Genomic DNA, 12595 nt, shown 5'->3' on the forward strand with positions numbered 1-12595 from the left:
GGAACAGTGCGCTGAACGGGAAGACCATCGGTGCCGGCGTGTTGAACAGGTCCGGCGTCGAGATGGTGACTGTGCCGAGGCTGATGGCGGTGTTCCCGGTGAACAGTTCGAACAGCGGGATGAGGAACGCCGCCGGCGGGAAGTACGAGATAGCGAGGATGCCCAGCATCAACAGCCCCTTCCCCGGGAAGCGGAGTCGTCCGAAGACGTATCCCGCGAGACTCGCGAGGAGCAACACGATAATCGTCGTCGTGATGCCCAACACGAAACTATTGAACATGTACAGGTGGAACGGCACCCGTTCGAACATGGTGATGAACACCTCGGGGTTGAATCCCTTCGGGACCAGCCCCATGTCGGTGATGAGGTTGTTCGGCGTGAGCGCGATGACCAAGAGCCAGTAGAACGGGAACAGGGTCGTCACGAGGAAGAACACCGTCGCGACGTAGAACATCGCTCGGTAGACCCTGTCGGGGTTCTTGATGGCCTTACCGACCCAGCGTCCGAGCGGTCCTCGCTTCATCTCTGCGTCGTCGGAACCGAGGCCGATTCCGGATTGTTCGTTGGACATCTTAGATTCCCTCACTGGCGAAGTTCACGATGTAGATGGAGACCACGATGGCGATGATACCGGCGGTGATGAACGCCACTGTCGCCGAGGTTCCGTACAGCGGTGCGTTGAACGTGGTGACGACGAGACACGAGAGCGATGGCACGGTCTGACACCCTGCCATCGTCTCGATGATACCGTAGACGCGCATCGCGTCGATGGTGCGGAACAGCATCGCGACCAGCACCGTCGGCAGGATGAGCGGGAAGGTAATCAGCTTGAACTGTTGCCAGCGCGACGCGCCAGCGACCTTCGCCACGTCGTACAGCGAGCGGTCGATACTCTGCATCCCGGCGAGGATGAGAAGCGCCATGAACGCTGACGTCTTCCAGACGTCGGCCACGATGATGAGGAACAGTGAGTCTGCGGTGTCACGCAGCGGCGTCGTTCCGATGAGGCCGAGTTGGTTCATGATAGCCGGGTTTTCGGTCGTTCCGACGAGGAACCCGATGTTCGGCTGGAACATCAGGAACCAGATCATCCCCTGAATGACGATGGGCACAGCCCACGGGATGATGATAGCGACGCGGACCCACCGGCGGCCACGGAAGTCCTGGTCGAGGATGAGCGCTTGGCCGAAGCCGATGAGTGTTTCGAAGAGCACACTGAACGCGGTGAAGATGAGCGTCACCATCAGCGCACTCGAGTAGATGTCTGTAACGAACGGGAATTCAGTCGTGAACGTCGGGAGGAAGGCCGATGGGAGCGCGAAGTCCCGCGCACCGGTGAACAGGTCGATGTAGTTCTGCAATCCAACGAACTCACCCAGTCGTGCGGCCCCGGTCAGTTGGTCGGCGTACAGCGACATGCTGAACGTCGACACGAGCGGGTAGATCGCGATTACCCCCAGTAGGATGAGTGCGGGCGTCAGAAGCAGGTACGCGAACTGCGTCTCCGAGAGCGTCTCGATCCAGTTGACGGCCGATGCGTACGGGCCGCTTCGCTGGGACTCTGTGAGTGCCTCCCCCGATTGTTGTTCAGTAGCCATGACAATTGATAACGTATGTGGGTATTATTACGTCTTACCCAAGACGAGGTTTACGAGGCACTCTGCTCGATCTGTTCGAGCTGCGACTTGAGGTCAGACATCGCCTGTTCGGGGGCCTTCTCCTGTGCATACGCGTTGTTGACCTCCTGCGCAACCTTTCCGGATTGCTGCGGCCACACGACGGTGACCGGACGCGGGATTGCGTTCTCGCCAGCGACCTTCAGGGCGCTGAGGTAGCGACCGATGACGTCCACTTCTTGCGCCTCGTCGGAATCGAGGAGTTCCGGACGTGGTGGAATCCATCCCTGGATACCGAAGTTGTCGAGCTGGAACTGTGGCTCCATCATCGCTCTCAGGACCTGAACCCCTGCCGACTTCTGCTCGTCGGGGGCGTTCGGGTTCATCGTCATGTGCCAGCCACCGAGGGCGGCGACAGGGCCACCGGTACCCTCGTACTCGGATTCGTCCGGCGTGACACCGTACGGAATCGGCATGACACCGAGGTCCTCGCCGAAGACGTCCTCGGCACCGTTGATGGTGATGGAGTACGGCCAGTTGCGGTGCATGATTGCGTTTCCGCCCGTGAACGGCTTGCGGGACGGCTCTTCGGTCCACTGCAGGACGGCCTCGGGCGAGATGTTGCCCGTGATGCCGTCGAGGGCGTGTTCGTCGTCCTCACCGTGGATGAGCGTACGGACCATCCGAATGGAGTTGAGGACGGGTTCTTCGTCGACCGTAATCGGTCGGTCACCGACGGGGCCGAAGAGGTTCTCTCGGCCACCGAAGAAGGTCCCACCGTACGAGGTCATGAACTCGTTGAAGTCACAGCACGAGAGACCCTCGTAGACGTTCGCCTGGAAGGTGAATCCGTTGTCGATGTCGGGGTTGGCCTCCATGGCCTCTTTCGTGATCGCGGAGAACTCTTCCCACGACATGGACTCGGTCGCCCACGTCTCGAAGTCCTCGTCGGTGTAGCCCGCGTTTCGAAGCAGGTCTTTGCGGTACTGCATCGTCGGGAAGTCGGGGAAGAGCGGAACACCGTAGAGGTCGCCTTCGGCACCCTTCGCCGTATCGACACTCGCCTGGAAGTACTCGTCTTCGATGGTGGAGGTCATCTCGCTCGGGAGCGACTGCGAGAGGTTCTGCAGTTGGTCCCGTGCGATGAACGGAATCGTCCACCCGCTGTCCATCATCAGAAGGGTCGGTTCTTCGCGGCCACCGTTCAGCCACTGCTGGTACTGTGCCTGTCGGTTGTCGGTCACCTGCGAACCGGCGATAATCTCGACAGAGATGTTCTCGGGCAGTCCTGCGTCGTACATGGACTGGATGATCGCATCGCTGTTGTCGGCCATCCGAGTGTCGCCGGCAATCTGGACCGTGATGTCTTCGGTCGGCGCTTCGGTGTTGATCGGCGTGTCGGTGTCGTCGCTACCACCGTTGCCGCCGCCGTTACCTGAGTTACCATCGCCGCCGCCTGTACTAATACAGCCAGCGAGTCCAACTGCGACGCCAGATGCGCCGGCAGCCTTCACGAAGCTGCGTCGCGAGACGCCGTTCCGCTTGCCCTTGCGTGAGTCAGCATCAACCATTACAGTTTGTACTCTACAATTAGTGATTATTTATAGTTTTGGTGGCAGCCACTACCGCTGTTGTAGTAAACTACTTGTCAAAATTGTCAGCACTCCGGAACCCAATCAGTCTAGCGACTGCAACGTTGTCGATAAACTTCGCCCCGTTGATACTTAATCCTTGCCCGGTGCAGGCCACCGCGGCGTCTTCGGCGCTTCGATACGTTCTCTCTCGTCGGGTGTCAGGTCGATATCGAGCGCAGCGAGGTTCTCGTCGAGGTGTTCGATGCTTCGGGGACCAATGATTGGCGCATCCACGACGGGTTTGTGGAGCAACCACGCCAGCGACACCTGCGCCGGTGTCGCGTCTTTCTTCTCGGCGATGTCACGTATCTCGTCGAGGACGTCCCAGTTCTCGTCGCTGAAGCGGTTCGAGGTGTATTTATCCGTTTCTGCGCGTGTGCCTGCGGGAATGGAACTATCTCGTTCGTACTTTCCGGTGAGGAACCCACCCGCCAGCGGTGACCACGGGATGACTCCGATTTCTTCACCTTCACAGACCGGAAGGAGGTTCGCCTCCTCGTGTCTGTCGACTGCGTTGTACTCCGGTTGCATACACGCGAACCGTTCGAGATTCTCTACGTCCGCGGTGTACAGCGCCTTCGTAAACTGGTAGGCAGACATGGTGCTGGCACCGACGTAGCGGACGAGTCCCTCGTCGACGAGGTGGTCGAGCGCAGAGAGTGTCTCTTCGATGGGGACGTGGTCGTCCCAGCGGTGAATCTGGTAGAGGTCGATGTAGTCGGTGCCGAGTCTATCGAGACTCGCCTGCGCCTGGTCGAGGATGTGCTTCCGCGAGAGACCCGACTTGTTTGGGCCGTCGCCCATCGGGAAGTACACCTTCGTCGCGATGGCGAGTTCGTCTCTGTCGCGGTCGGCGATGGCCTCGCCGACTATCTCTTCTGACTCACCGCGAGAGTAGGCGTTCGCCGTGTCGAGGAAGTTGATACCCGCGTCGAGTGCGTGGTCGAGCAGTTCGAGACTGGCGTCCCGGTCGTTCATCATCCAATCTGCACCCGACCCGAAGTTCATACACCCGAGGCAGAATCGAGAGACTTCGAGACCGGTGTTTCCGAGGTACGTGTACTGCATGTCGGTCATACGTGGTCGTACACGCACGACCGGCAAAAGTGTGTGTGCAGTGAGAAGACCAGAGCGGTGAGAGACATCCCCACCGACGCCCAGAGACGTAATCGCTTTACCCCCGCCTCTGGAATCCGAGGTGTATGGACGGGCGCACTCGCGAGTATCTCGAAGGTCGCTTCGGTGACTACTACCGGAGCACCGACGTTCCCCTCCCGCCCGCCCCGAGCGAACGGGAGTGGGGCGTCATCCCGTGGTCTGCCGGCGGGACACGGATGCACCGCCACCAGTCGTTACTCGACTTAGGAGACCTCAGCGACTATCTCGCACGCACTGCGCCCCGGCACGTCTACTTCTCGTCGGCCCGCTTTGCCGACCCCGGCGCGGCAACGATGGACGACAAAGAATGGCGCGAAGCGGACCTCGTCTTCGACATCGACGCGGACCACCTCCCCGGTGTCGACCCCGAGGAGACGCCGTACGCCGAGATGCTCGAAGCGGGGAAACAGGCTCTCTTAGACCTCCTCGACCTCCTCGAAGACGACTTCTCGTTCGACGAGATGCAAGCCGTCTTCTCTGGGGGACGCGGGTACCACGTCCACGTCCGCGACGAGTCGATTCGGCGTCTCGACAGCGAAGCACGCCGCGAAATCGTCGATTACATCCGCGCAATCGACCTCGACGTGGACGGCCTCATCGAGACACGCGCGTTCGGGACGACCACCCGCCGCGTCCTCCGAACGGAGGGCGGGTGGGGGAGACGAACGCACCGCCGACTCCTCCAGTTCGTCGACGGCCTGATGGACCTCGAAAAAGAGGCGGCACTCGAACGACTGAAAGAACTCGACGGCATCGGCGACGGGCGAGCGAAGACCATCCTCGGGGCGTTCCAGAACAACCCGGACGCCATCCGCGCCGGGAACGTCGAAGCGGGCGGTCCCGGTGTCCGGACGCTAGTCGAAGCGATTGCGACCGAAACCGTCGCCGACGAGACGTCGCCCATCGACGAACCCGTGACGACGGACACGAAGCGCCTGATTCGCCTCCCGAAGAGCATCCACGGTGGGTCTGGACTCGTGGTCGAACCCCTCGACCGGGACGAAATCGAGGACTTCGACCCACTCGTCGACGCCGTCCCAGACCGCTTCCGTGGCCGCGACATCACGGTCAAAGTCACCGACCCCGGTGAGGTGACTTTCGATGACGATAGCTTTACACTTGCGTCGGGCGTGCAGTCAGTACGCGAAAGCCTCGGGGTGTTTCTCATGGCCCGCGGTCGAGCAGAGAAGGTGGCAGAATGAACGTAGACGACCTCAGGAGTGTGCTGCGGACGGAGCGACAGAAAGATAGCTTGCAGCATCTCCGCGAGTCGTTCTACGACGACGTCGCGGAGTACATCGCCGAGCAAAAGGCGCGTCGCAATCAGAAAGCCGAGGAACTCGGCACCCACTACTCACCGGAGATTCGGCGCATCACCGACGAAATCGAAACCGCCGAAGAAGTGGTCACGTCGATTTACGAGCGCCGAGTCGGGAAAGTCGTGAAGGCCGCCAGTTTCGCGGCGGCCGGGATGTCCTCCGAGACAGAGGGTCTGACCCACGAAGAGAGACGACTCTTCGACGACCTGGTCGCCCGTATCGAACAGAACCGAAGTACCGTCCTCTCGACGCTCGAAGACGTCGTCGCGAACGACGGGCCCACAGACGCCGTCACAGCAGGGTCCGTCTCGGCCGACGAGCCGACTGTACGGCAGGACGAACCGGAGGCCACCGAGACACCGTCGTCCGACCACGCGATTCCACCGGACGAACCCGACCCGGAGACGATGGCGTTCGACGGGTCTGACACCGGCGATGCAGGCGACGTCCTCGCCGACGCGATGGGCACCGGTTCGAGTGACTCGACGACTACTGCCGACGAACACGCTGCTGCACCAGACGACGACTCCGGTATCGACCGGCCTTCCGACGAAGCGGCGGCGGTCATCGGCGACGGCGAACCCGCGGCGGAGACGCCGTCAGAACCGGGACTCGAACCGGCGGACTCCGCACCGAACACGGCAGTCGACTCAGATGCCACCGCAGATTCAGACGACGACCCGCTTTCGGGTCTCGTCGACGAACGAGAGACGGTCCGAATTACCGCTGACGTGGGAACAATCTTCGGCGTCGACGAACGCGAGTACGACCTCGCCCGCGAAGACGTGGTGACACTCCCGTCCGCCAACGCAGAACCCCTCGTCGAGCGCGGTGCCGCAGAGAAACTCGAGTAGGAAACACCCTTCTTCTCACCACCCAAAGCGGTGGATATGCTCGCACCCGGAGACGATGCTCCCGACTTCGAACTCACCGACCAGCACGGCGACTCCGTCTCGCTGTCCGACTTCCGCGGCGAACACGTCGTCGTCTACTTCTACCCCCGAGCGGACACGCCGGGGTGTACGACGGAGGCGTGCGGGTTCCGCGACGCGTGGGACGACTTCACCGAACGCGACATCACCGTCCTCGGAATCAGCGACGACCCCGTCTCGGACCTCGACTCGTTCGCCGAGAAGTACGACCTCCCGTTCTCGCTCCTCTCTGACGAAGACGGTGCTGTCTCGACTACGTACGACTCCTACGGCGAGAAGAACATGTTCGGCAACACCTTCGACGGCGTGTTCCGCAACACGTACGTCGTCGGCCCCGACGGGACCATAGAACACGTCTACGAGGGCGTCTCTCCCGAAGGACACGCCGAGGAGATTCTCGCCGACATCGACAACTGACGCTCGAGTACGGCGTTTTCGACGAGGTTTCACCCGAGTCCGAAGTGACAACTACGCACCGAGTACCATCTTTACAAACGGAGAGGGACACACCGCATTTCCGGTGAAACAAACGCGAAGCTCGTTGAAAATTTACTATCCCTAGCAGTGGGTACCACTACATAGCAGACAGGAGTAATAAGAACATATCGGTCCGCCGGAATCACAGAAGACGAAGAGTGTCAGTCGAGAACGAACGTCGGCGGCTGAACACCGGTCGCAGTCGCAGTCGGTCGGCGGACATCAGTCGCAGTCGGTCGGCGAGTACCAGTCGCAGTCAGTCGGCAAATACCACCGACCGCTGCCGGGAGACGGACCTTACTGGAAGGTCCGGCCGACTTCGGTTTCGCGGTCGCGTTCGACCTCGCTCTTCTGGAAGCGCTCTTCTATCTCCTCGTAGCGGCGGCGCACGTCGTCGGTGACGCTCGCGCGAATCTCGTCGAGCGCGTTCTCGAAGTGTTCCATCGTCACGCGGACGTTGCCGATGCTCTCGTCTATCTCCTCTTTCTTCACACTCTGGATGAACTCGCGGGAGGCGTTCATCGACGCCTCACGAGCGAGTGCTTCGAGGTCGGCACCGACGTAGCCCTCGGTCTTCGACGCGATTTTGTCGAGGTCGACGTCGTCGGCCAGCGGTTTGCTCCGGGTGTGGACGTCGAGGATAGCGCGGCGCGCGTCTTCGTCCGGCACGGGGACGTGGACGTGGCGGTCCAACCGACCCGGGCGCAGGAGCGCCGAGTCGATGAGGTCCGGCCGGTTCGTCGTCGCGATGACGACCACGTCTTCGAGGGATTCGAGACCGTCGAGTTCCGTCAGGAGTTGCGAGACGACGCGTTCGGTGACGCCCGAACTCGACGAGTCGCGGCCGCGTTCGGTCGCGATGGAGTCGATTTCGTCGAAGAACACCACCGTCGGGGCGTTCTCGCGGGCCTTCTTGAACACTTCGCGGACGCCCTTTTCGGACTCCCCGACGAACTTGTTCAGGAGTTCGGGACCCTTGATGGAGATGAAGTTCGACTCCGCCTCGTTGGCGACGGCCTTCGCGAGGAGCGTCTTCCCGGTCCCCGGCGGTCCGTACATCAAGACGCCCTTGGCGGCGTCCATGTCCATCTGCTGGAAGACCTCGGGGTACTCGAGCGGCCACTGGATGGTCTCGCGGAGACGCTCTTTTGTGTCGTCGAGGCCACCGACGTCGGTCCAGTTGACGTCGGGGACTTCGACGAACACCTCACGGAGTGCGGAGGGTTCGATGCTCTTTCTGGCCTGCTTGAAGTCGTCCTCGGTGACGCGCAGGTTCTCGAGGACTTCGGCGTCTATCTCTTCGGCCTCTAAGTCGAGTTGCGGGCGGATGCGACGTAGTGCGTGCATCGCCGACTCCTTGGCCAGCGATTCGAGGTCGGCACCGACGAACCCGTGGGTGCTGTCGGCGTACGCGTCGAGGTCGATGTCGTCCGACAGCGGCATGTTCCGCGTGTGGACCTGGAGAATCTCCTTGCGGCCGTCGCGGTCTGGGACGCCAATCTCGATTTCGCGGTCGAACCGGCCACCACGGCGGAGTGCGGTGTCGATGGCATCGACACGGTTGGTCGCGCCGATGACGACCACTTCGCCGCGTTCGTCCAACCCGTCCATGAGCGACAGGAGTTGGGCGACGACGCGGCGTTCGACGTCGCCACCGGCCTCGCTACGCTTGGGCGCGATGGAGTCGATTTCGTCGATGAAGACGATGGCGGGCGAGTTCTCGGTCGCCTCCTCGAAGATTTCACGGAGTTGCTCTTCGGACTCGCCGTAGTACTTCGACATAATCTCCGGGCCGGAGATAGTGTGGAACGAGGCGTCGATTTCGTTGGCGACGGCCTTCGCGATGAGCGTCTTCCCGGTGCCCGGCGGGCCGTGCAAGAGCACGCCTTTCGGCGGTTCGATGCCGAGGCGCTTGAACAGTTCCGGGTGGCGCATCGGGAGTTCTATCATCTCCCGGACCTGTTCGAGTTCCTTGTCGAGGCCACCGATGTCTTCGTAGGTCACAGACGGCCCGTCGCCACCGCTCGGCGCGGTTTCTTTGATTTGCTCGGCGGGTTTCTGGCTGACCTGGAACTCGGTGCTATCGGTGACGACGACGGTCCCAGCGGGGTCGGTGGAGGCGATTTTGATGGGGACCGACTGACTGGAGGCACTCATGAACCCGAAGCCCAGCGGAAGCTGGACGTTCTGGCCCGTCGTAACCGGTTGCCCCGAGAGTTTGTCTCGGATGTACGTCCCGATGTTGCCACCGATACGGAGGTTCTGCGGGAGCGCGATGGTGACGCGCTTGGCCGGTTTCACGTCCGCTTTTTCGACTTGGACGCGGTCGTCGATACCGACGCCGGCCTGCTGGCGGAGTCGCCCGTCGATACGGACGATACCAGTCCCCTGGTCTTCGGGGTACCCGGGCCAGACGCGTGCGATGGCGGTGCCACCGTCGGGGCCTTCGATACGGATGAAGTCGCCCCCTTCGAGTTCGAGTTCGGCGGCGGCGGCACGGTCTATCGCGGCGAGTCCACGGCCAGCGTCCTTCTGTTTGAGTGGTTTGACAGTGAGTTTCATTTATTTCTGGATGGTGATGGTGAGCACGCCGTTTCGAACGTCCACGTCGGCGTCGCCGCCAGCGGGGAGTTCGAACTCCGTCTCGGTCACGTGGTCGCCGGTGTCGGCCACGACGATTGCCGTCGAACCGACGATATCGACGTCTATCTCGTCTTCCGAGAGGCCGATATCAGCTGCGATGACCCAGCTGTCTTCGTATTCGTACCGGCGAATGAACCGCTCGTTTCCGCCGGCGAATTGCTGCATGCTCATGATAAGTCTAACCCAAGGTTAGCGTTTTGAATATATAAATCTTTCTGCGCAAAATCGGGTGACGACGTGGAAATACCCGTTTTCCGGTTGTATTGCGGTTCACACTCGTCGCACCTCGTTATGCGATTCGCGGGGGAGTAACGTCAAACTAGTGGCCTATCGTCACACTCGGCGACTGTCAGGGTCGCCTACCGGAGAATTGGCTGTCGTCGTCCGCTCGCCGTCCGTTCGTCGTCCGCTCGCCGTCCGTTCGTCGTCCGTTCGCCGTCCGTTCGTCGTCCCCTCTTCGCTTCGACATCCCCTCTTCGTAGGGGTTTATTCGCGTGCGGCGACGATTTTTCAGTATGGACGCGGCCACGGTAGAACACAACGGACGGACGACAGCCTATCGCTACCGCGACGCCGGCGGTGAGGGGCCGACAGTACTGTGTATTCACGGCAGCGGTGGTTCCCACGCCGTCTGGCGCGGGCAGTTCCGACTCGCCGGTGACTATCCGGTCGCGGCCGTCGACTTGAGTGGTCACGGCGAGAGCGACGACGTCGACGCCGAACCCGGCTACGAGACGCTCTCGGCGTACGTGGACGACGTCGTCGCCGTCGCCGAAGAGACGGACGCGAGCGTCCTCGTCGGCAACTCACTCGGCGGAGCAGTCGTCATGACACTCGCGCTGGAACGCGACCTCGACCTCGACGCACTCGTCCTCGCGGGGACCGGCGCGAAACTCGCCGTCCTCGACGACTTACTGAATTGGCTCGACGACGACTTCGACCAGGCCGTCTCGTTCCTCCACGAGGACGACAAACTGTTCCACACGGACGACGGGCGACTCGTCGAGGGGTCGAAAGAAGCCATGTACGACGCCGGACAGGCCGTCACTCGACGCGACTTCCGCTCGTGTCACACTTTCGACGTGCGCGACCAACTCGGCGAGATTACGGTCCCGACGCTCGCACTCGTCGGCGAGTACGACCGCCTGACCCCGCCGTCGTACCACGAGTTCCTCACCGAAGAGATGCCGAACTGCGAAATGGCGACAATCGAAGACGCGGCGCACCTCGCGATGCTCGAACAACCGGGAGCGTTCAACGCGGCCGTGAAGTCGTTCCTCGACCGGCGCGTCGAATAAAATCGAGACGCGTCTCTCGCTCAGTACAACTCGTCTAACTCGTCTTCGACGTGACTGTGTTCGTCGGCGGGGAACTCGCGTGCTTCGACGGCGTCGCGGTACGCGCCGACTGCCTTCTCCATCTCGGCTTTCACGTCGCCGAACTGGGCCGCGAAGGGCGGCACGCGGTCACTCATGCCCACCACGTCGTCGATGACGAGGACCTGTCCGTCGCAGTCGGGGCCGGCACCGATGCCAATCGTCGGGATGTCGATTGCTTCTGTGACTTGCGTTGCGACGTTCGCCGGGACGTGTTCGAGGACGAGTGAGAACGCGCCTGCGTCCGCGTGTGCCTTCGCCAAGTCGAGGATTTCGCGGGCACTCTCTTTGCTAGTTCCCTGTCTGCTGTACCCGACTTCCTTGACGCGTTGTGGCGTGAGGCCGAGGTGGGCCATCACGGGGATTCCGAGTTGGACGAGACGCTCCGTCAAGTCGACGGTGTGGGGGCCGCTCTCCAACTTGACCGCATCTGCGTCCGCTTCTTTGAGCATTCGTCCGCAGTTCTCGATACTCGCCGCTTCGTCGACGCCGAACGAGAGGAACGGCATGTCGGCGACGACGAGTGCGTCGTCAGTCGCCCGTGCCACTGCTGCGGTCCGACTCTTCATCTCCTCGACTGTCACCGGGAGCGTCGACTCGTGCCCAAGCGACGTGTTCCCCATGCTGTCGCCGACGAGGATGATGTCGATTCCCGCGGCGTCGACGATGCCAGCAGTCGGCGCGTCGTACGCCGTGAGCATCGTAATCGGCTCTGTTCCAGCCTTTGCCCGAAGGGCCCGTACCGTGACCATGCAGGCCGTTCGCACGTCTGGTTTATCAGCGTCACCCTTGCGCCCTGTGGATGGGGGACAACCCACCACGCACGACGCGGAGTCCTCGACAAAGACGTGGAATACTGTTTTATTCTCGCCGTCTGATGCCTCAGACGACGGATGCTCCCTCCAAACACCATCCTCGCCTCTCCAGCACTCGACCGCCGAGGCGTCTCACCAGTCGTCGGCGTCTCACTCATGCTCGTCATCGTCGTCCTCCTCGCGACGATGGTCGGCGTCATGGTGATGGGGTTCGAGGATTCACTCGTCGAACCACAACCCCAACTCTCGTTCGACGTGGCGTACCACCCCGCCGGTGAGGGCAACGGCGCGAACGGGGCGTACATCAACGTCATCCACGAGTTCGGGAGTCTCGAAGACGGAAGCCACGTGTTCGTCAGCGACGAGAGCGGTAACCGCGTCGCGTGGGAGGATATCTGGACTGGCGGTCCAGTGGTCGGTCCAGCAGGTGAGTACGCCCACATCGACGGTGCCGGGACAGACGATGCACTGGACCCCATCTGTGAGGCCGGCCAAACGTACCGCGTCGTCATCGAACACGACGACGGGTCGTCGAGCACGCTCGTCGACTACGAGATTCCCACAGACCCGTCGTCGACGAGTTCGGAGTGCTGACCGGAACCGGCACGCATTAGCCCCCGCCGTC

General features: G+C 61.9%; 11 protein-coding genes and 1 pseudogene. 5 read left to right on the forward strand and 7 right to left on the reverse strand.

Annotated elements, in window-relative coordinates; all coding sequences use genetic code 11:
* From AUR66_RS08725 to AUR66_RS08740, 4 genes and pseudogenes are all read right to left on the reverse strand, one after another.
* Positions 1-571, reverse strand: a pseudogene (locus AUR66_RS08725) (carbohydrate ABC transporter permease); the annotation flags it as partial.
* A gap of 1 nt (position 572) precedes the next feature.
* On the reverse strand, positions 573-1520 hold the full coding sequence (locus AUR66_RS08730) for a carbohydrate ABC transporter permease (protein ID WP_058572069.1): 948 nt from the start codon (positions 1518-1520) through the stop codon (positions 573-575).
* 128 nt (positions 1521-1648) lie between these two features.
* Positions 1649-3187 carry a substrate-binding domain-containing protein gene (locus AUR66_RS08735; protein WP_157533042.1) on the reverse strand — a complete coding sequence of 513 codons (1539 nt, stop codon included), beginning with the start codon at positions 3185-3187 and terminating at the stop codon, positions 1649-1651.
* Between the two features lie 153 nt (positions 3188-3340).
* Positions 3341-4327 carry an aldo/keto reductase gene (locus AUR66_RS08740; RefSeq protein ID WP_058572061.1) on the reverse strand — a complete coding sequence of 329 codons (987 nt, stop codon included), beginning with the start codon at positions 4325-4327 and terminating at the stop codon, positions 3341-3343.
* 125 nt (positions 4328-4452) lie between these two features.
* On the opposite strand from AUR66_RS08740, the gene priS reads away from it, so the two are divergent.
* The 3 genes from priS to bcp are packed head-to-tail and all read left to right on the forward strand — an operon-like array spanning position 4453 to position 7076.
* Positions 4453-5610 (forward strand): DNA primase small subunit PriS, encoded by a 1158-nt coding sequence (gene priS / locus AUR66_RS08745; RefSeq protein WP_058572062.1) that lies wholly within the window; start codon positions 4453-4455, stop codon positions 5608-5610.
* Positions 5607-6581 (forward strand): hypothetical protein, encoded by a 975-nt coding sequence (locus tag AUR66_RS08750; RefSeq protein WP_058572063.1) that lies wholly within the window; start codon positions 5607-5609, stop codon positions 6579-6581. Before priS ends, AUR66_RS08750 begins: the two co-directional genes overlap by 4 nt.
* A gap of 36 nt (positions 6582-6617) precedes the next feature.
* Complete coding sequence (bcp, locus tag AUR66_RS08755; RefSeq protein ID WP_058572071.1) at positions 6618-7076, forward strand: thioredoxin-dependent thiol peroxidase; 459 nt, start codon at positions 6618-6620, stop codon at positions 7074-7076.
* 357 nt (positions 7077-7433) lie between these two features.
* Here the strand turns inward: bcp and AUR66_RS08760 are convergent, their stop codons facing one another.
* Together AUR66_RS08760 and AUR66_RS08765 are read right to left on the reverse strand one after the other, a co-directional pair.
* Positions 7434-9698 carry a CDC48 family AAA ATPase gene (locus tag AUR66_RS08760; RefSeq protein WP_058572064.1) on the reverse strand — a complete coding sequence of 755 codons (2265 nt, stop codon included), beginning with the start codon at positions 9696-9698 and terminating at the stop codon, positions 7434-7436.
* Positions 9699-9950 carry an Hsp20/alpha crystallin family protein gene (locus AUR66_RS08765; RefSeq protein WP_058572065.1) on the reverse strand — a complete coding sequence of 84 codons (252 nt, stop codon included), beginning with the start codon at positions 9948-9950 and terminating at the stop codon, positions 9699-9701.
* Positions 9951-10294: 344 nt separating this feature from the next.
* Here AUR66_RS08765 and AUR66_RS08770 point away from each other — a divergent pair, with 344 nt between their 5' ends.
* Positions 10295-11077, forward strand: a complete 783-nt coding sequence (locus AUR66_RS08770) for an alpha/beta fold hydrolase (RefSeq protein WP_058572066.1) — start codon at positions 10295-10297, stop codon at positions 11075-11077.
* 20 nt (positions 11078-11097) lie between these two features.
* Here the strand turns inward: AUR66_RS08770 and panB are convergent, their stop codons facing one another.
* The gene (panB, locus tag AUR66_RS08775) at positions 11098-11907 is read right to left on the reverse strand and encodes a 3-methyl-2-oxobutanoate hydroxymethyltransferase (protein ID WP_058572067.1); all 810 of its coding nucleotides are present in this window, start codon (positions 11905-11907) and stop codon (positions 11098-11100) included.
* Between the two features lie 141 nt (positions 11908-12048).
* On the opposite strand from panB, the gene AUR66_RS08780 reads away from it, so the two are divergent.
* Positions 12049-12564, forward strand: coding sequence for a type IV pilin (locus AUR66_RS08780; protein ID WP_058572068.1), 516 nt, complete (start codon positions 12049-12051; stop codon positions 12562-12564).
* The last annotated feature ends 31 nt before the right edge of the window (positions 12565-12595 follow it).

The sequence above is a fragment of the Haloferax profundi genome (assembly GCF_001469865.1).
GTDB classification, from domain to species: Archaea; Halobacteriota; Halobacteria; order Halobacteriales; family Haloferacaceae; genus Haloferax; species Haloferax profundi.

Coding starts and splice junctions, on each gene's coding strand:
- AUR66_RS08735 (WP_157533042.1), bottom strand. CDS start 3,187: ATGGTTGATGCTGACTCACGCAAGGGCAAGCGGAACGGCGTCTCGCGA.
- AUR66_RS08740 (WP_058572061.1), bottom strand. CDS start 4,327: ATGACCGACATGCAGTACACGTACCTCGGAAACACCGGTCTCGAAGTC.
- priS (WP_058572062.1), top strand. CDS start 4,453: ATGGACGGGCGCACTCGCGAGTATCTCGAAGGTCGCTTCGGTGACTAC.
- AUR66_RS08750 (WP_058572063.1), top strand. CDS start 5,607: ATGAACGTAGACGACCTCAGGAGTGTGCTGCGGACGGAGCGACAGAAA.
- bcp (WP_058572071.1), top strand. CDS start 6,618: ATGCTCGCACCCGGAGACGATGCTCCCGACTTCGAACTCACCGACCAG.
- AUR66_RS08760 (WP_058572064.1), bottom strand. CDS start 9,698: ATGAAACTCACTGTCAAACCACTCAAACAGAAGGACGCTGGCCGTGGA.
- AUR66_RS08765 (WP_058572065.1), bottom strand. CDS start 9,950: ATGAGCATGCAGCAATTCGCCGGCGGAAACGAGCGGTTCATTCGCCGG.
- AUR66_RS08770 (WP_058572066.1), top strand. CDS start 10,295: ATGGACGCGGCCACGGTAGAACACAACGGACGGACGACAGCCTATCGC.
- panB (WP_058572067.1), bottom strand. CDS start 11,907: ATGGTCACGGTACGGGCCCTTCGGGCAAAGGCTGGAACAGAGCCGATT.
- AUR66_RS08780 (WP_058572068.1), top strand. CDS start 12,049: ATGCTCCCTCCAAACACCATCCTCGCCTCTCCAGCACTCGACCGCCGA.